The sequence below is a fragment of the Streptomyces sp. NPDC097640 genome (assembly GCF_040302705.1).
Lineage (GTDB): Bacteria > Actinomycetota > Actinomycetes > Streptomycetales > Streptomycetaceae > Streptomyces.
On sequence record NZ_JBEOSB010000017.1, the window covers coordinates 20,901 to 39,268 of the forward strand.

Consider the following 18,368-nt stretch of genomic DNA (forward strand, 5'->3'; position numbering starts at 1 on the left):
GCTCTAGAAATCGGAAATGTGTTCCTGCCCGGCCGGCTCGGCCGGGAATTGCCGAGAGCCACAAAGGGCCGCAAAGCGCGGTGCGCTGGTACAGCGCTATCCGGCCTGGCGCGGCGGTTGTGGGAGCGATTTCCTCTTCGGGCTGCCGTCGCTAGCCTGGTGACCATGAGTCAGGAGCCATTGCCGCCAGATCTGCCCACATACGATCAACTCCTGAACGAACTGAAAAGCATCCGCAGGCCGGGACTGGCCGACCTGCGCAGAACCGATCGGCCGGCGCTGCGCGCGGCGGCCGTGGCGGGCGGCTTCTGCGACGGCCCCGACGACGCCCCGGCCGGCATCGAGGCCCTGCTCAAGGAGGCCGTCCGGCGGCTCGGGGAGAACGGCGTGCTCGGCCGCGCCGCGGCCCACACCTTCGGGCTGCTCCCCGACCGCCGGGGCGATGCCGCCGCCGACCGCCGCAAGCTGGCGGCCGCCGTGTACGGGGTGAGCACGGAGGGGTTCCGCAAGCGGCAGGAACGGGATGTGATGGAGCAGCTCGCCGAGGCCGTGCTGACCGTCCTGCGGGAGCGGCTGGGATTCTCCGCCTCCGAAGGGCCGTACGAGCATGAGCAGGACGGGCCGAGGGGACAGGGCGGGCAGGGCGGACAGGGCGGACAGGCCAGGCAAGGCGGACCGGGCGGCCGCCGGGCCGGTCAGGAGCCTCCGCTGCGGGTCGACAGCGTGCCGGTGGACGCGCGTAGCACCTTCACCGTCCATGTGTCGCCCATCGAACTGCTGCGGGACATCGAGGTGCTGGTCTCCTCGGAGAACGTCTACCTGGAGATGTCGAAGACCTTCCGCCCCACCGTGTCCGGCGCGCTGCGCCTCGCCGCCGCCGTGCGCGACCCCGCCGGGGAGATCGTCGACGATGTGCTCGCGCGCGAACTCGCCGCGTGGCTGCGCGCCCATGGACGCCCCGGACTGCCGATCCGGCCCGGCACGGTGGTGCCCACGTCGTCGGGGGCGCTCGCCGCGCGCGGGGTCCGGCGGATCTACCACGCGGCGGTGGCCACGCCGGAGGAGGACACGTACCAGGTACGCCCGGAGACCATCGCCCGCGCGGTCGGCGCGTGCTTCGCGCTCGCCCGGGCCGAGCGTGACCGCTACCAGCCCGCCCTGTCGTCCATCTGCTTTCCGCTGCTGGGCGCGGGCCGGGGCGGCCTGGCGCCGGCGGTCAGCGCGACCTGGCTGCGCTGGGCGATCCGCGACGAGCTGGCCCGGGACGCGCGCTGGCGGGTGCATCTGGTGGTCAGGAGCCGGGAGATAGCCGAGGCCGTGGGCGCGCTGTAACCGCCACCGCAACCCCGCCCGCCGCTCAAGGCCGCCAGCTGGGCCTCGTGAGGCGCACCCCCACCTGCCGCAGCCGCCGCTCCAGCGCGGCAAGTTCGCCGCGCCGAGGCACCCCGTAGAGCCGCACATCGCCCTCCCCCTCGACCACTTGCAGACGGGACCCGCTCGCCGCCCGGGCCAGATGCGCCTGGTAGCGCGCCCGCCCCAGTGCCGTACGCGGCAGCATGCGCTGGTTCGCCGAGCCGCGCCACACCAACTCGGTGGGCTCGGCCACCCGGAACCGTCCGGTCACCACGACATCGGCGTGGCGGACGGCGGCGGAGCGCGCCGCGTCGCGCTCCACTTCCTCCTCCTCGTATCCCGTGTAGAGAAGGATGTCGACCTCGCGACCGGCCGCCGGGCCGCCCGGCGCCACCGCCTCCGCGCGGGCCTCGGCAGCTCCGGCCAACAGCGCCGCGAGACCCGCCGGTTGGTCGAGCGGCTCGCCGCCGCTGACCGTCAGCCCGTCGGCTCCCTGGGCCAGCGCCGCGCGCCATAGCCCGAGCAGGGACGCGACCGTACGGGAGTCGCCGCCCTCCGGATCCCAGGTGTGCCGCGACATGCACCCGGCGCAGGCCAGCCCGCACCCCTGAAGCCAGATGCCCAGCCGCCGCCCGGGCCCCAGGGTCTCGACCGGGAAGTGTGTCTCGCTGACCCGGAGCAGCACCGGTACCAGCTCCGGACCCATGGGGGCGTTTTCCACCGGCCTGTCTCCTTTCCCGGCGTCGCCTGGCGTCGCGTTCCGCGCGTTCCTTCCCAATTCCATGATCGATATTCCATGATCGAGTCGATGAAGTCCTGCGGAACCATTCCAGTATGACCTGGCGTCAGCGGACTACGGGGGCGTTCTCCGGGCGGCTTCCGGGCGTTTTCGGGAGCGGGCCGGGCGGGGAGCATTCCCGGGTATGACCTGACCGTTACGGTCTGAAACAGGTATTCGGTTCGATTGCCGTGCCGCTTCGGGAAGGGAAGCGGAGTTCCGCACCCATGATGCGGCCTTCCGGAGCCGAATTCCACGCCGAGGGAAATCGGGGGACAGATATCCATGATCAGAACCGACAGCGTCAACCGCGTGGTGCGGCGGGGACACCTCGGCCGTACCGCGCGCTTCAGGGCCCGATGGCGCGGGAAGCGCGACGGCGAGCGGGGCGTGCCCCGCATCCCCGTCCGGCAGTTCGAGGGGCGGCGGGACGAGCCGCCCGTGCTCATCGATCCGCCGGACCCGGAGGAACTGCCGCTCCCCGCGTATGTCATGGAGGTGCGGACCACCGCCCGCCGGGCCATGGAGCAGATGCGCTCCTCGATGATCGGGCAGGAACACGCCCTCATCAGCAAGTTGCGCGCCGAGTCGGTGCGCGTGGTCACCCAGTACGACGTCCGGGAGGACCCCAGGCCCGCCGCGCTCGCACGGTACGGCCAGTGGGTGGGCCAGTGGCGCACCAGCGTCGACCGCTGCCGGTCGCATGCGCAGGCCGTCGCCGACCAGGCCAACCAGCAACTCGCCTGCTACTGGGACGCGGTGCGCGCCTCCCACCCCCAGTTCGTGCGCCTCGTCCGGCGCCCGCCCGGGGACTGGCTGCCCGGCCGGGTGGAGCTGGACCCGTCCTGGCACCGGCCCGACGTCTGGCTGCTGGCCGACGACGACGAGGGCGCCAGGACGGCCACGTCCCGGGCGCTCCAGATACTCGAGCGGCAGAACGCCGACCGTGCCGACGCGAGGAGCGCGCCATGACCGTCAACAGCCCGGCGCCGAAGGCACCAAGGGCACCAGGGACACCAAGGGCGCCGAAGACGCGCCGCGCGCTGCCCGCCGCGCTGGTGCTCGCCCTGGCGGCGACCGCCGCCACGGCCTGCGACGCGGTGTCCAACGAACCGAAGCGTTACTCCCAGGCGTGCGGCGTGGTGGTCGACGGCTCGGGCTCGGCCGCCGCCACCAAGACCGGCTTCGACGCAAAGGCCAAGCTCGAGGCGACGCTGAACACCTTCCTGTCGGACAACAAGTGCCGCAAGACGTCGTTCGCTCCGATCACCAAGGTGTCCCAGGCGTCCAAGTGCCAGGTCAGCCCGCTCGACCTGGACCCGGACACCTCGAAGACGGCCGACCGCGACCGGACCCGCAAGGCCATGCGGGCGGTCGCCCTCTCCAGCGCGCTGAAGCTGCTGCGCTGCGCACAGGAGCAGGAGCCCGGCTCCGATGTGCTGGGCGGCCTGTCGCGCGTCGCGCTGACCAAACCGTCCGGCGACGACGACTCGTTCGATGTGCTGGTGGTGAGCGACTTCGACCAGGGCGACCCGGACTTCCGGCTGGGGCGGCAGGACCTGTCCACCGCCGCGAGCCGAGGGAAGACCATCGACGCCTTCCTGAAGTCCCACCACAAGCCGGAGCTGTCCGGCGCCGACATCTACCCGGTGGGTTACGGCATGAAGTACGGCGCCGACACCGCCCGGTACGACCAGTTCAACTCCTTCTGGACGGAGCTCCTGGAGGGGAGGGTGAAGGCACGTGTCCACACCACATACCGTTAGCGACGACGAGGAGCCGCGGCGGCTGAGACTGCGCCGCCGCAGGCCCGACGCCGACCGCGGGCGCCGCCGGGGCCGCGCGGCCGCACGTCACTTCCCCGACGGTGCCCTGCCGCAGCCGGACCCCGTCGAGTCGGATGTCGTCCGCGCCAACGACAGCGCCTGGCTGCTCGACCGGGCCCGCAAGCGCGGCGCGGCGGCCGGTGCCCGGGATGTCTTCGACCCCTGGGTGCTGGGCAGCCCCGACCGGATCCCGTACTTCGCCGAGCTGTCCAGCCTGCGCGACCGCGTCAGGCACCGGCTCACCGAGGAGGCGGCACGGGCCGAGGAGGACGGCGCGCTGGAGGCCGCCCGGGTGCGGGCGGCGGCCACCGCCGCGGGCGAACGGCTGGCGCGGGGGAACCGGCGGCGCACCGTCCTGGAGCAGCAGCAGATGGTCACCACCGCGCAGCTGGACCGGCTGGCGCGGCGGGCCGACCGGTGGCAGACCTTCCGCGACACCGTGCGGGGCAGCTTCGAGCGGCGCTGGCTGCGCAACCGGATGCCTCCCGACTGGTCCGACGGCACCGACGCCGCCAACAACCCCACCACGGACCCCCCAGCGGCTCAGCATCGCGACGACGAGCCGGAGACCACCCGGGACCACGACCGCTGGCAGGCCGTGTCCGAGCGCGACCCGGCGGCGCAGGAGCCCGACGCGGCCGACCGGGCCCTGTCCACCAGGGCGGCCTGGGAGGGCGCGGCGGCCCGCCCCGGCATGCCGCGGTGGATCAAGATCGGGGTGCTGGTGCTGCTGATCGCGGTCGAGTTCCCCGTCTACTACACCGTGTTCGAGAATCTGCACGGCGTCGGGGCCTTCGCCAATCTGCTCTCCGTCAGCCTCACCGTGGCCGTCGCCGTGGCGATGATCCTCGCCCCGCACATCGGCGGCCGGATCCTGCGGCACCGCTCCGTCACCGGCGCGGTCCGGCTGTCGGCCGTGCCCGCCCTCGCGCTGATCGGCGTCTGGGCGTACGGGGCGTGGGCGCTGGGCGATCTGCGGGCCAAGGTGGCGTTCCAGGAGGAGCCCCCGCTGGAGCTGCCGTCCGATGTGCCCAAGGACGTCAGGGACAGCATCAGCAACCAGCCGAGCCTCATCGAGTCCCTGCACCTGGACCCGCACAGCGTCTCTCTGATGTTCGTGGCGCTGCTGCTGCTCTCCGGAGGCATCGCCCTCCTGATCGGTCTCGGCGCGGAGCACCCGTATCTCGCGGCGTACCGCACCACCGCCGAGCAACTGCGGGAGCTGGAGCGGGAGACCGAGGCGGACGTCGCCGGTGCCGAGCGCGCCAAGGAGGCCGAGGCCACCCTGGACAACCGCGCCGGAGCCCGCCGCGCGGCCCACGAGGCGCGCCTCTACGCCGTCGACGACCTGTACGAGGCCGCGGCCCACGCCTATCTGGACGGCCTCGCGGTCCAGTCCGCGGACCCCGCCGTGACCGAGGCCGCCATGCGGCTGTCGCGGCAGTGGCCGCTGCTGCCGCACTGAGGGGGTGGATGACCGATGGAACCGGCGGGCGAGGAGCAGTACATCCTCATCACGCAGTGTCTACAGAACGACTTCTTCCTGAATCTGGACTGTCAGCTGTCACTGCCTGAGAGCGCGGTCTCCAAGCTGCTGCTGGACTGCGAAGGCGGTGACGCCCTCCGCACGGAGGGCCACCGCCGGGTTCTGCCCGAGGCGGAGCTGAGCCGCTCGCCCCTCGCCCGCTTCCTCGACGCCACCGTCGGCTCCCGTGTCCGCGGCCATGGCGAGGGGACGCTCCACCTGATCAACGTCCGCGACTGGCATGTCCCGGGGGAGGCGTACGACCTCGAACGCAGGCAGTACGGCGCGCACTGCGAGGCCGACACCTGGGGCGCGGCCTACGTCGACGGCCTGACCGACCTGCTGGCCCCCGAGCCGCCGCCCGCCTGCGGCCCCGAGGACGGCTGGGGCGGCAGGCTGCGCGTCCACCATGTGCGGTCCAACACCCTCTACGACTTCCAGGACACCCCCGCCACCCGCGAGGCCTCCCCGCTGGCCACGCTGCTGGACGGGCTCCTGGCCGACGGCCGACACGAGACGACCCACGTCGTGGTGATCGGCGTCCTCACCGACATAAAGATCCAGCTCCTGCTGACCGGCATCCGCTCCCGCTACGACGTGCGGCAACTCGTCGTCTCCGACGCCCTCACCGCCAGCCGCACCCTGGAACGCCATCTCACCGCCCTGGACTTCTGTCAGCGCGTGCTGCGCACCGAGGTGATGAACGGCCTCGCCGAACTGGCCCGCTTCCTCGGCTCCCGCCCGGACGACGACCGGCGGCTCGCCCGCGGCGAGGACGCGGAGTTCGCCGGCTACTCCTCGTACATCCAGGACAAGCAGGGCATCCTCTCCTACGAGGACGCCCGGCTGCGCGACTACCGCATCCAGACCTCCGAGCGCCTCAGACAGGCCCAGCGCACCGTCGGCTTCGCCAGCAAGTTCCTGCTGGGCCTGGGCACCTGTCTGCTGCTGACCGCCCTCCTGCTCTCCCTCCTCGGCGTCTTCCTCCCGGGCCGGGTCGGCTGGGAGAGCCCCGCCGTCCTCGGCGCGCTCGGCGCCGGCCAGATCGTCACGCTCTTCTTCACCCGCCCCGTCAGATCGGTCCAGGACGCCCTGGCGGAGGAGACGATCTACCGGATGGTCCTGGAGAGCCGCAGCCTGAAGGTCGCCCTCGCCCGCTACCACGTCACCACGGCCAACGCGCTGCGCAGGCATGACGACTTCGGCTCGCAGTCCGATGCGCTGGAGCGGCAGCTGGAGGTCCTGGAGAAGATCGACACAGCGGACTTCGAACGCCTCAAGGGCCTAGGCGTCACCCCGCGCGGCGATCAGCCCGGCCCGGGAACCCGCGGCCGGGGCGCCCGTCGCGGCCGTACGCGCTCGGCGTGAGGCTGTCACCGGGCCGGGCCCGTCGGGTGTCCGGCGGGCCGCCCCGGAGAAGGGGCACGGACGGACGGGGCCGACTGGGGGTTACCGGCCGTTCAGGCCCTGTGCTCCCGAAGCTGCAGCGAAGTGACAAGTAGCTCTTTGTCATCCGATTGACGCTCGGTCAGGGCGAGCCGGGCTGTGCGTCACACTTCGGGCAGGCGTGCTGTTCGACGTCGTCGGCGTCCGACCGGTCGGTTGGGGAAGGGTGCTGAGGCTCCGTCATGGCCCCGGGTTTTCGCACCATGCAAGTCTCAGAACGGGGTCTGTCCCCTGCTTTTGGGTGAGAACGGGTTCTGCGAACCGATGTGAGATCAACGAAGGTTTGGCGGACCATTGTCGATCTTGCTCCAGCAAAGGACCGTTTGTGCGAGCAGTCGCGGGTCGGGCTCCAGTCCATGCTTCCCTGTCGGGGAGATCACCAAGGGAGAGGCGGGGGCTCCGCCGGGTCTGCCGGGTGGGCGGCGCTGTACCTCGGGCACACGGCCATGCCGGTTCACGGCGTGCCGGACACCAGTCCGACCCGGTAGGTGAGGACAACGGCCTGGACGCGGTCGCGCAGGCCGAGTTTCGCCAGGATTCGCGACACATAGGTCTTGACGGTCTCGGGCGTGATGAACATCGCCGCAGCGATCTCCGCGTTCGACAGCCCCTCGGCGATCAGCTGGAGCGCTTCCAGCTCGCGGGGGGTCAGCGCACGCACGATGTCCTGCCTGGCCGGCCGGGAGGTGTCGGCCGGTCGCAGATGCTGGGCGAAGTGGCCGATGAGGTGGCGGGTGACGGCGGGTGCCAGCAGGGCCTCGCCCTGGGCGACGGTCCGGATGCCGTTGACCAGCTCCGCCGGAGGCGCGTCTTTGAGGAGGAAGCCGCTCGCTCCGGCGCGCAACGCGTCGTAGACGTAGGCGTCGACGTTGAACGTGGTGACGACCAGTACCTTCGGCGCGCCTTCGGTATCGGGACCGGCCAGTTGCCGCGTCGCCTGGATGCCGTCGAGCAGGGGCATCCGGATGTCCATCACGACCACGTCGGGGCGCAGCCGCCGCGCGGCCTGAACCGCCTCGTGGCCGTTCTCGGCCTCCCCGACGACCTCCATGTCGGGCTGCGCAGAGAAGATGGTGACGTAGCCGGTCCGCACCAGCGCCTGGTCGTCGCAGACGAGCACACGGATCGGTGGCGGCGCATCGCTCACGGGGTCACTCCTGAAGGGGCTTGGACGGAATCGTGGCGCAGACCTCGAACCCGCCCTCGGGGCGGGGACCGGCCTCCAGTTCACCATCGAGCATCCGCACCCGTGCACGCAGCCCGGCGAGCCCTCGTCCGCCCGCAGGGCCCGGTTTCCGCGTGACCGGTGCGGCGACGGGTCCGTCGGTGGTCACCTCGATCTCGATGTGCTCGTCGCTGTGCCGGAGCAGGACCCGTGTCGGCTTCCCGGCCGCGTACTTCATGGCGTTGGTGAGCGCCTCCTGCACCACCCGGTACGCGGCCAGCTCCACGTCCACGCTCTGCGGCCGCCGCTCGCCCTGCTCGCTGAACTCGACCGGCTGACCCGACCTGCGGGCCTGCTCGGCCAGGTCCCCCACCCGTCCCAGGGTGGGCGCCCGGCCCGCACCCGCCTGGTCCGCAGACGCCGACTCGCCGGTCGCCTCCAGGACGCCGAGCAGGTACCGCAGTTCCGTCAGCGCCCGACGGCCGGTGTCGCTGACGGCCGTCAGTCCCTCGCCGGCGCGTTCCGGCGCGGACGTGAGCAGGAACTGCGCCGCGTCGGCTTGGACCACCATGGCCGTCACGTGGTGGGTGACCACGTCGTGCAGTTCGCGGGCGATCCGCGCCCGCTCGGCTGCCGTGGCCACCTCGGCAGCCAGTCGCCGCCGCTTCGCCTCTTCCGTCCGCCGCGTGCGCACCGTACTCCCCACCAGCCAGACCGCGACCAGAACCAGATAGAACGCGAGATAGTCCGGTATTGACTGCGGTGAGCCGAGGCGGTCCAGGACGACGGCCAGCATGGCGTAGCCCACACTCGCCACGACGGCCAGACCGTGGCGGAAGCGGACCTGATGGGCCCCGGCAGAGTACAGGGCCAGATACAGCCCCATACTCGCGAACGTCGTCGCGAAGCCCAGCGACTGGTGCACGGCGAACGCGCCCGCGACGCCGGCCAGACAGGCTGCGGGCCACCTGCGGCGGACCGCCAGCGGCAGGGTCTGGGCCAGGACCAGCCCGACGCTCAGCACGTTCGCCGGCCGCTCGGGCAGATCGCCGATCTGCGCACCGATGTTGGACAGGGTCGGCACGAAGGCCAGCAGGGTGAGCGTCAGGGCGAGGATGCCGTCCTTGAGGAAAGCATCCCGCTCCTGCCACCAGTCGAGCGGCGCCTGGAGCAGCGGGAGGCTCCAGAACGCCTGACGGGACATCACTTCCGTTTCCTCCAGCCGGCCTGTCTCAGTGGCCCGCGCGTCGACGGGTCTTGATCCCACCGTTCCGGTGGGTGAGGACGAGCATCGGGACGGCGAGAGCCACGCCGATGAGGACGGACACAATCGATGTCTCCAGGCCGAAGCTGCCGCCGCTCAGGAGGGCGGAGCCGTGGATGTCGGCGGTGAACAGACCCTCGGGGGTGTGTCCGGAGACCGGGATGCCGAGCAGCTGCTCCGTGGTGTTCCAGGCGAAGTGCAGACCCGCGACGAACCAGATGTTACGCCGCCACAAGAACGCGGCTCCGAGCAGGACGCCCGCCTCCAGAGCGATCGCCAGTCCGCTCCACGGGCTCGCTCCCGGGGCGCCAAGGTGGGCGACACCGAAGAACAGCGAGGTGATCACGAGGGCGGCACGGCTGCCCCACAGCTGCTCCAGGGCCTGCAGGGCAAGACCACGGAACATCAACTCCTCGGTGACCGCGGCGCCGATCTGCACCACGACTGTGGTCCAGACGACCGACATGAAGCCGTTGCCCGCCCAGGAGAACGAGTAGCCTCCGAACGCCGTGATCAGGAGAGCGGACACAAGGATGAAGCCCAGGCCGATCCCGCCGCCGAGCAGCGCATCCCGACCGGCCCCGAGCCGGGCGATCTCCGGCGTGGAGCGTCGTGCGACACGGCGCATGACCCACCAGTACACGGCCACCGCGGCGGCCGCGCCCAGCACCGGCACCGGGCCGGGTCCGGTCGCCGTCAGGGCCGAGACCAGACCGACGCCGACCATCCCCGTCAGCATCCAGCCGAGCGGAGAGCGCGCGATCCGGCCGAAACGGCCGCCGCGTCCGTCGCGGTCCTTGTCCAGGCCGGAGCCTGTGTCGTGCTGTGTGGCGGACGTCGTGTCCATGGTGGCCTCCCCTGTAGTGGTCGCACCTGCGGCGACCTGATGACCACGCTAGGAATCCGCCGACGTCAGCGAATCACCTGCGCATGGACAGCTCCTGTAGCTCTCACGGGGGATGCGCCACCCGCGCCCGCCCGCTCAGCCCGCTCCGCCACGGGACACAGCCGAGGCACGAACAGGACCGGGCGCCGTGCGAGGCCCAGGAACCATGGCCGCCGCGGAGGCGAGATCGAGGTGGGAGTTCATGTCCGGCTCGAACCGGCCGTAGGGGTTCACATGCGTCCAGAACAGTGGGGACAGCGCCCGCCGGTCCGCACCGGAGAGGCGGGCCTGCCACTTTTCCCCGGACAGAATGTCCTGGAGCAGGCGCGTGTTGACGTGCACCAACGCGGACTGGAGCAGGCGCAGGGCCAGCATGGAGACTTCCTGGCTCTCCTTGTCCTGCCCGGCCAGGTCGCCGTCCTTGCCGTAGAAGAGGTCGTGGTTGGCGGAGTTCCGGTTCTACAGAGAGCTACTTGTCACTTCGCCGTGGCTTCGGGAGAACAGGGCCGTTCATGGCAGCCCGCCAGGTTCCACGGGAAAGGTGACAGACCCCATCAGGGGTGATGCGGACTCGCGCGCCGTACAGCGGTAGCCCTCCCTCGGCATTGATCCGGTTCCGGATGCGCTCCAGGGCCGTCCAGAGCCGTTGCGGGCCGCCTTGGTGGACCGTGGGCGGGTCCAGCCATTCCCCAGACGCACGGGCCCATGAACCGTCCTCATGGACCAGGTAGGCGGTCCGGTGTCTGCCTTCCTGGTGGTATGCGAGTTCCACCCCCGGTGTGGTGATCTCCAACATGGATCGGATTTCCCAAGCGTTCGCCACATCCAGCACGGGATACCGGCCCGTGCTGATCTCGTCCCCGTCTGCTTCCCGTGCGAGGGCGAACACAGCGGAGGGTGGGGGCGGGTAGTCCTCCCCACTGCGGGTCAGCATGAATCCGGCGGTGTCGCGTTCGATCTGGCCGAGTGCTTCTCCATCGCTTCCCTTCCACGCTGTGAGGATCAACGAGGTGTTGGCCAGCGTGGTCACCAGCCGCCCGCCCTCACGGAGTGCCCCGAGCATCGTCCGGAACGACGTGCCGGGTTGGAGAGCGACGGTCGCGATGATCCGGTCGTACGTGCCGGAGATCGTCGCCGTCGCGTCCAACGTGATGAACCGTGGACGCAGCCCCATACGAGTGAGCCGTTCCGCAGCAGCGCCCGTCACGTACGGGTCCACGTCCACGCTGGTCACGTGGTGGTCTCCAAGCCGCCTGGCAGCGTAGGCGGTGAGTCCCCCGGCCCCCGTGCCCAGGTCCAACAGGACGAGCCCGTCGGCAAGTCGTCCATGGCGCAGCATCCGTACCACCAGGCTCGGCAGCGTGGCGGACGACGTGGGCAGCCCCTGGGGGCGGTCGTCCGGCTTTGCATGGTCGGCGTGCAGTGTGCCCACGCGGGTGATCACTGACCTGTCGCTGTAGGCAGTGGTCAGCCACGCTGAAGGATCCGCAGTGCCGTCCCGCAGCATCCACCCGCCGGCTCCGTCCCTCTCCCACCAGCGGGGTACCAACTCGTGACGGGGCACGCTCGCGACGGGTTGCCGCCAGCGTGATACGGGGTCGGTGACTTCGTCCGCGAGCCTGGCGGCGTGTGGTTCCCAGTCCATGGGTCCCTTCCTACCTACTCGTATGCGGGGTCGCGCGCCGTGGTGTTGGAAGGGTCGCAATCGCTGGAGTCGTCAGGTGTGCAGGCCGAGTTGCTTAGCGGGATTCGCTCGACGGCCGCACGCCACTCGGGTCCGTCGAGAATCGCCGCAAGCGGCTGCTCCTTGACGTTGCCGCACGGCATGAACCGTGACAGTACGCACAACGCGAGTTCCCCGTCAGGGAGTACCGCCGCGCGTCCCCGCCCGCAACGCCCACGCAGTTCGTTGACACTGGGCGTCGTGCCAAGCTCCGCCCCTCGCCCCACAGCGCGCACACGATCGATGTTGATCTGTTTGACCCCCATCGCGACGAGTTCCGCGCGGCCTTCCCTAACCCGCTGGCCAGGCAGCACGTCAACCATGCCGACGCGTAGCGGGATGCCCCGTCGCACGGCTTCGGCGATGTTCGCGTAAGTTCGACCCAGTGCGGGTACAGCGTCGGCTCTCCGCCGATTAACTGAATCTTGGGGATTTCCAGCGCTGCCGCGTCTGTGATGATCGTTTGCCACTCGGCGAGCGTCATGGTGCCGTGCGTGCCCTGCGGGCTGGACGAGCTCAGGCAGTGGATGCACCGCTCCTGACACTTACCCGAGATCTCCATTTCCAGAACGCTGAGCAGACCCGTCGGTGTGTGAGCCAGGCCTTCGAGGATTGCTGTCATTGCGCTGGTGCTCTCCTTGGATTTACTTAGATCTATGGATTGAGCTGTTGTCTTCCCAGGGTCCTGGTACCTGGCCCGGACTTCCACGGCGCGTAGGGCACCCGCCCGGCGCTCGGCCTCGCAACGGTCCCGCCAGAGCGCGTTGCCTCGAGGCCGACGCGCCGGGGGACGGGCCGGGGGAAGCCACATTTACGGCGTGAAGTGAACTGTCACATGCGCCCAGCCGTCCGGACTCACGTAACGCCATTTGCCGATCTCGTCGGCCGATAGCATCGCCTCGGAGTACAGGGCTCCGGCGAGGAGTTTCCAGGGCTTGTCTCTCTCAGCGGTTCCCTCGTGGGACAGATCTCGTAGTGACTTGTCGGCCGCCTTGAATATGGCTGTGCGAATATCGAAATACCGCGCATCGTCGACTGTTCCCGTGGTGACGCCGGATGCGTTGATGAACGTCCATTCGGCGTGCCAGGGCCCATCTGCCATGGTTGATCATCCGATCTGGCGAAGTGTTCTCGGTGACTTTGCGGTGGATATGAGACGCAGACGCGCCGTGGCGTTGGCGTGTCGCCGTCCTATATCCACCGCAAACTCTGGTGCGTGTGTGGCGCGGGCTATGCGGGGGCGATGCCTCGTTGGCGCTGAGCGTGAAGCTGGGCGATGGCTCGTAGCTGTCGCAGCTCGTACGCGGTAGCGGGGCGTACCGAGGCACAGTGCGACCGCCATTCGAGGCCGGTGGGGCGGGTGAGGCACACCATCGGACCGTCGAAGTCGGCGATCGTCCCGGGCATCTCGTAACGCCGGTCGTAGACCACCATGCCGATGGCGAGACGGGGCAGGACGTTGGTCCAGTCCCCGCCGTTCACTGTTCGACCCCCCGACTCAGGTGCTGAGCGATCTGCTCGCTAAGGGCAGCGGACTGCTGCCACAGTTCCTCAAGGGTCGGGCGGTCGTGGCTGTCCTGCTGCCGTTGCGGCGCGTCCTGTCCGTCGTCCCGTCCTCGCTGCGGCAGAGACGTCGTCGGGGTGCTCATCTACGCCGCCACCTTCACACCGTGGATCAGGCGTGGCCCGACATCGACCCCGTGCACAGCGAGCCACAGCGCCCGGCGACGCTGCCGCCTCAGCCGACGCTCGGCGCGCTCCAGCAACCGCTGCTGTTCGTGCGCTACGACGTAGCGTCGGATCATGGCCGTCCCATAGCCGGTCGGCGGCCCGAAGGCCGGGCGGAACTGGTCGGCGGAGGTGTCGGCGCGCTTCGTCGCCATAGGGCGTGCGGGTGTGGCGGGCACCTGTGCTACGCGCAGCGTCGGCGCGTGACGGCCGTCGGCAGCGCGATGACGGCCTGACGGCGGTAACACCAGCCGTAGCAGCGCTTTGAAGATCCAGACGATAGCGTAGACCACGCTCATCAACCTCCCAGGGGTTGTGGGCCACTGCCCCCGGGCCGGTCGCACGGTCGCGGGGGTCCTCTGACCCTGGAATCGTGCCGACATGCAGAGGCCGGAACTATCAGATGTCGCTGATAGCCCCGGCCATTGGATGACACTGCGTCACATCACAGACCCAGCCATGAGCCGTAGTTGCTGAAGGTGTCCGGCATCCTGCGCTTCGCCGACTCCAGCCCGGCGTACGTCTCGCGCACTGTGGGGTGGTACCGCGTCTGCTGTGGTGCGAGCTTGCGCGCCTTCAACAAGCTCTTGAATGCAGCGTCCGTACGGCCTGTCCACATCTGCGCTCGAGCGACCTCGGCGTGGTAGTGCGCGCGCCGGGACGGGGGCCACCCGTCCGGGATCGTGACCTCTTGCCCGCAGTGAACAGCCTGCGTGTACAGGTCGAGTTCTGCCAGGACGCTGACTCGGTGCACGCCCACGTTGGTCGGGCCGAATGACAGCCAATGGACCTTCTCAGCGGGGCCCGTCCGCTCCGCAATGCGCTCCGCCTCGCTGAGGTGTCCTTCTGCGGCGTCTTTGTCCTTGTTGCGCCCCGCCAGCACGGCGGCGCCGAGGTGGAGCTGTCCGATGACGACATCGGTCACGCGCCCCGGTTCCGCCTGTTCCAAGGTGCCCATGCCCAAAACGACAAGCCGCTTGCCTGTGCGGTAGTCGCTTGCACGGAGATAGACGAGCGCTCGCAGGTACTGACGCATCCCGCTCAGCACCGGGTCAGAAGCTCGCTGCGCTGCCCAGTCCATTCGGTCCAGCGCCACCGTGCACAGGTCGGGAAATCCGAGCTTCGTCGTCACGTCGTACGCAGTGCGGTATGTGCTGGCCAGCAGACGCCAGTTGGAGTCGGCTGGGTTCGTGTGTGCCGTCGTCGTTGCTTCATGGATCAGGCCGGGAAGGTCGGCGGCGACCTGCTTGATGTTCGTCGCACGGACCATGGCGCACAGCTTCTCCGCGTGCGCCTCCAATTCCTCGACCGGGCGCGGGGTCACGTCCGGGTCGGGGCCGAAGTCGTAGATGTTCAGGGCCTCACGGATGGGGTTGATCAGGCCGTCCAGCTGGTCCTGTCGCAGCTCTTCGAGGTAAGGCTGTCCGGTCAGTTCGGTAACCGGTACGGAAAGGGCACGGGCGAGCGCGCCGATCACAGACGGACTCGCAGGCAAGACGCCCTGTTCCACTTTGGTGAGGGTGCTGTAGGAGACGTGCGAGAGGTCGGCCAACTCGCTTTGTGTCAGTCGGCGGACCTTGCGCGCGTGTGCGACGCGTGCACCCGCGTGTTCGTCAATGTTCGGGGGCATACTGGTCTCCGTTCTGCATCGACACCAGAACGGTACCCCTGGTCTGTCACAGGGAAATGGTGATCGGCTCCCGTCACCCCAGCGAAGCCGTTGCCGACCTGTCGATGTCCACTTACGGCGCGATGCGTGATTCCAAGGTCCCGCACGGCCCAGTGCCATTGGTGCTGTCGGGGCGGCTGGGGATCGGAACAAGCAACATCGCACAGACAGCGGCCCCGTGAACGACGGGCGAATCGGAGGGCGGCTGCCGCAGGCTACTGGACTGGAGTTGGGTTGGCATGACCGTGCTCAAGGCTGATCAGGACGCGATCGACCGGCGGTCGCTGCATGAGCGAATCGCCGCGGACCTGCGGGACGAGATCATGTCGGGCGAGCTTCTACCGGGCGCGAGGCTCCCCTCGACCGCACAGCTCAAGGAGCGGTTCAGCGCGTCGAACGCGACCGTGCAGAAGGCACTGCAACTGCTGAAGGACGAAGGTCTCGCCGTCGGCCGGGCCGGGGCGGCCGTCACCGTACGGGAACACCGGCAGCGCACCATGCGGCCTGCCGCGTACATGGCGCCGGCCGCGCCGGGAGAGCCGTATCGGTGGATCAGCGAGGCGGCCACCGGGCACCAAGCGCGCGGGAGCAGTCGCCTTCTGGAGGTCGGCGAGGTGAGGCCGCCTGCGGATGTGGCCGAGGCGCTGCGGCTTCCGGAGGGCGCGATGGTGCTGCTGCGGGCGCAGGTGTTGTCGCTGGACGACGAGCCGGTGGAATTGGTGAAGTCCTACTATCCGCTGGAGCTCGCTCGTGGGACGGCGATGATGGATCGCCGCAAGATCAAGGGTGGTACTCCGGCGTTGCTGGCGGAGCTGGGGTACCCGCCACGGCTCAGCGTGGACAAGGTTTCCGCCCGTGTGCCGACACAGGAGCAGTACACCGTGCTCGGCCTGCCGGGGAATCTGCCCGTCCTGCGGACGTTGCGGGTCGTGTACAGCGATGACGAACGCCCTATTGAGGCCACGGTGATGGTCAAGGCCGGTCACCTTTATGAGCTGCACTACGAGTTTTCGCCGTCCTGAGCGGTGCTGTGGCGTCCGCGGGCGCGCCGACACCACAGCCGCTCTGCGTGAGAGTGAGGGTGCTCAGGAGCCGATTGCCTGGGGATAGCGGAAGAAGTCGGTCGGGTCGTACCTCCGCTTCACGCGGACCAGCCGCGGGTAGTTGACGCCGTAGTAGGCCTCCCGCCAGTCCTTCAGCTTCGGGTCGGGAAAGTTCTGGTAGGAGTGCGCGGGAGGCGCCCCGTCGAAGATGGCGGCGTAGAACTCCTGGAGCCAGTGCAGATTCGCGGCGGCGACATCGGGGGAGTCGGAGTCCGCCCAGGAGGTCTCGGCGGCGAGGATGAACAGGCCGTTGCGGTGCACGAAGGCCGTCGCCCGGCGCGGTACGCGGTTGATCTCCCCGCCGAGTGCGAACATCGCGTACCCGGCCCCGTCAGGGTTGCTGCTGCCCGGCCAGTCGAGCAGCCGCTCGGCCGCGGCGCCGACCTGCTGGTCGGTGAGGAGGGTTCGGGAGTTCAGGACCGCCGACTTGGCGGCGAACTTCTCCACCGGGGTGGTGGCGCTCAGCAGCGTGCTCGCCTCTGCCGGGGTGACCTCGCGGACGGCGGCGCAGTTCCGGGCTCGTTCCTCGGGGGTGCCGATGGCGAGGAGCGGGGCGAGGATGGCCCGCAGCTCATCGAGGGTTCCGTAGTACTGGCCGATCGCGTTGACGTTGGCGTTCGTGCGGATCTGCTTCCGGGTGCGCCCGCGGGTGCCGATGCCGAGGCGGAGGTGGAATCGCTTGTCGTCCTCGGTCGCCTGGGCGATGCGCTGTGCGGTCGCCATCACCGGCAGTACGGAGTCCAGGCTCCAGCTGAGCCGGTAGAACCCCACATCGCCCTGGAACCGCTCGTACTGGAACGTGAACGAGGTGTGCACGCCGAAGTTGTTGCCCGCGCCGCCCCGGCAGGCCCAGAACAGACCGGGCTGCGAGTCCTCACTAACCTCGACGACGCGGCCGTCGGCGAGTACGACGGTCGTGGCGACCAGCCGGTCGCAGGTCAGGCCGAACATCTTGTCGCTGAAGCCGATCCCGCCGCCCAGTACGAGACCGGCGACCCCGACCGTGGGGCAGCGGCCCGTCGGCACGAAGATGCCCTGGTCCTCGAGCAGCGGGTGAAGGTCGCCGTTGGTGACCCCGGCCCCGACGGTGACGGTGCCCGCGCCGTGGACGACCTTGATCGGCCCGTATGCCCGGGAGCGGGCGGCGTGCCGGGGTGTGGAGACGATGTTCTTCATCCGGCTCATGTTGAGCAGCAGGCCCGTGGTGGCGGAGTAGCCCGCGTAGTTGTGGCCAAGACCGGAGCGGGGTACCGCGGGCAGCCCCACCGAACGGGCCCAGCGGATCGACTCGCGTACGTCCCCGACCGTGGCGCAGGCGACGATGCCGGCGGGGTGGATCCCGGCGTACCGGTGGTTGAACGGGAGCGCCAGTGGCGGGTAGCCGGGGTTCGCGGGCCGGTAGAGGGTGGCGCCGGGGGAGAGCGACGCGGCCAGTCGCTTCCAGTCCTGGCGGCTGACCCGCTCCGCCGGCTCGGTCGCCGCGGCCGCGTCGGGCGGCGCTTTCATGGCCAACGCCCCGGCGCCGAGGGCGCCCAGGGTGCCTGTCCGCAATGCGTTCCGCCTGCTGATCACTGTGGCCTGCCTTCGCGAAACGGTCGGAGGCTCGATTGCCTCGGGATCGACTGGTCCACCGATCGTTCACCGACCTGGCCGTTTGTCATGGACCGCCCGCGAGCCGGCCACCCGAAAGCGTGCCTGACGCACCGCCTGATAGCGGAGCCGGAGTGCCCCGGCAGCCCGCCGGACCCGCGCCCCGAGGAACCCCGGCGGGCGGCGGCCCGTTACGCATGAGGGTGACCTGAAACCGCGTGGAAGCAGAAGCGCCATGTGCACAGAGTTCAGTGAGTTGCCGTTGCCGTTGCCGTTGCCGATGCCGTCGCCCTTGCCGATGCCGGGGAGTCG

At 69.8% G+C, this 18,368-nt stretch carries 17 protein-coding genes and 1 pseudogene; 6 read left to right on the top strand and 12 right to left on the bottom strand.

Annotated features, from left to right (window positions below):
• Positions 1–165: 165 nt before the first annotated feature.
• Positions 166–1,332 (top strand): macro domain-containing protein, encoded by a 1,167-nt coding sequence (locus ABTY62_RS25785; RefSeq protein WP_352131807.1) that lies wholly within the window; start codon positions 166–168, stop codon positions 1,330–1,332.
• 25 nt (positions 1,333–1,357) lie between these two features.
• Here the strand turns inward: ABTY62_RS25785 and ABTY62_RS25790 are convergent, their stop codons facing one another.
• Complete coding sequence (locus ABTY62_RS25790) at positions 1,358–2,074, bottom strand: 4Fe-4S single cluster domain-containing protein (protein ID WP_352131808.1); 717 nt, start codon at positions 2,072–2,074, stop codon at positions 1,358–1,360.
• Between the two features lie 342 nt (positions 2,075–2,416).
• On the opposite strand from ABTY62_RS25790, the gene ABTY62_RS25795 reads away from it, so the two are divergent.
• Genes ABTY62_RS25795 through ABTY62_RS25810 form a run of 4 tightly spaced genes read left to right on the top strand, consistent with a single transcriptional unit; the run spans position 2,417 to position 6,850 of the window.
• Entirely contained in the window at positions 2,417–3,103 is a 687-nt protein-coding gene (locus ABTY62_RS25795) for a hypothetical protein (RefSeq protein WP_352131809.1), read from the top strand.
• Positions 3,100–3,897, top strand: coding sequence for a hypothetical protein (locus tag ABTY62_RS25800; RefSeq protein WP_352131810.1), 798 nt, complete (start codon positions 3,100–3,102; stop codon positions 3,895–3,897). Before ABTY62_RS25795 ends, ABTY62_RS25800 begins: the two co-directional genes overlap by 4 nt.
• On the top strand, positions 3,875–5,422 hold the full coding sequence (locus ABTY62_RS25805; protein ID WP_352131811.1) for a hypothetical protein: 1,548 nt from the start codon (positions 3,875–3,877) through the stop codon (positions 5,420–5,422). The genes ABTY62_RS25800 and ABTY62_RS25805 overlap by 23 nt, the downstream gene beginning before the upstream one ends.
• Positions 5,423–5,437: 15 nt before the next feature.
• Positions 5,438–6,850: a cysteine hydrolase family protein gene (locus tag ABTY62_RS25810; RefSeq protein WP_352131812.1), complete on the top strand. Its 1,413-nt coding sequence runs from the start codon at positions 5,438–5,440 to the stop codon at positions 6,848–6,850.
• 532 nt (positions 6,851–7,382) lie between these two features.
• On the opposite strand, the gene ABTY62_RS25815 is transcribed toward ABTY62_RS25810, so the two are convergent.
• The 10 genes and pseudogenes from ABTY62_RS25815 to ABTY62_RS25860 form a co-directional block, all read right to left on the bottom strand.
• Positions 7,383–8,075: a response regulator gene (locus ABTY62_RS25815; protein WP_352131813.1), complete on the bottom strand. Its 693-nt coding sequence runs from the start codon at positions 8,073–8,075 to the stop codon at positions 7,383–7,385.
• Positions 8,076–8,079: 4 nt separating this feature from the next.
• The gene (locus ABTY62_RS25820) at positions 8,080–9,297 is read right to left on the bottom strand and encodes a sensor histidine kinase (RefSeq protein ID WP_352131814.1); all 1,218 of its coding nucleotides are present in this window, start codon (positions 9,295–9,297) and stop codon (positions 8,080–8,082) included.
• A gap of 28 nt (positions 9,298–9,325) precedes the next feature.
• The gene (locus tag ABTY62_RS25825; RefSeq protein ID WP_352131815.1) at positions 9,326–10,204 is read right to left on the bottom strand and encodes a CPBP family intramembrane glutamic endopeptidase; all 879 of its coding nucleotides are present in this window, start codon (positions 10,202–10,204) and stop codon (positions 9,326–9,328) included.
• Between the two features lie 135 nt (positions 10,205–10,339).
• Positions 10,340–10,687, bottom strand: a pseudogene (locus ABTY62_RS25830) (Tn3 family transposase); the annotation flags it as partial.
• Between the two features lie 25 nt (positions 10,688–10,712).
• Positions 10,713–11,888, bottom strand: coding sequence for a methyltransferase domain-containing protein (locus tag ABTY62_RS25835; protein WP_352131816.1), 1,176 nt, complete (start codon positions 11,886–11,888; stop codon positions 10,713–10,715).
• Positions 11,889–11,902: 14 nt separating this feature from the next.
• The gene (locus ABTY62_RS25840; RefSeq protein ID WP_352131817.1) at positions 11,903–12,289 is read right to left on the bottom strand and encodes an SPASM domain-containing protein; all 387 of its coding nucleotides are present in this window, start codon (positions 12,287–12,289) and stop codon (positions 11,903–11,905) included.
• A gap of 488 nt (positions 12,290–12,777) precedes the next feature.
• On the bottom strand, positions 12,778–13,068 hold the full coding sequence (locus ABTY62_RS25845; protein WP_352131818.1) for a hypothetical protein: 291 nt from the start codon (positions 13,066–13,068) through the stop codon (positions 12,778–12,780).
• A 128-nt stretch (positions 13,069–13,196) separates the two neighbouring features.
• The gene (locus tag ABTY62_RS25850) at positions 13,197–13,448 is read right to left on the bottom strand and encodes a hypothetical protein (protein WP_352131819.1); all 252 of its coding nucleotides are present in this window, start codon (positions 13,446–13,448) and stop codon (positions 13,197–13,199) included.
• A 167-nt stretch (positions 13,449–13,615) separates the two neighbouring features.
• Positions 13,616–13,993, bottom strand: a complete 378-nt coding sequence (locus ABTY62_RS25855) for a hypothetical protein (protein WP_352131820.1) — start codon at positions 13,991–13,993, stop codon at positions 13,616–13,618.
• A 146-nt stretch (positions 13,994–14,139) separates the two neighbouring features.
• Positions 14,140–15,324, bottom strand: coding sequence for a helix-turn-helix domain-containing protein (locus ABTY62_RS25860; protein ID WP_352131821.1), 1,185 nt, complete (start codon positions 15,322–15,324; stop codon positions 14,140–14,142).
• 278 nt (positions 15,325–15,602) lie between these two features.
• Between ABTY62_RS25860 and ABTY62_RS25865 the strand changes: the two genes are divergently transcribed.
• Positions 15,603–16,385 carry a GntR family transcriptional regulator gene (locus tag ABTY62_RS25865; protein ID WP_352131822.1) on the top strand — a complete coding sequence of 261 codons (783 nt, stop codon included), beginning with the start codon at positions 15,603–15,605 and terminating at the stop codon, positions 16,383–16,385.
• Between the two features lie 63 nt (positions 16,386–16,448).
• Here ABTY62_RS25865 and ABTY62_RS25870 read toward each other — a convergent pair whose 3' ends face one another.
• Entirely contained in the window at positions 16,449–17,972 is a 1,524-nt protein-coding gene (locus tag ABTY62_RS25870; protein WP_352131823.1) for an FAD-binding oxidoreductase, read from the bottom strand.
• Between the last annotated feature and the right edge of the window lie 396 nt (positions 17,973–18,368).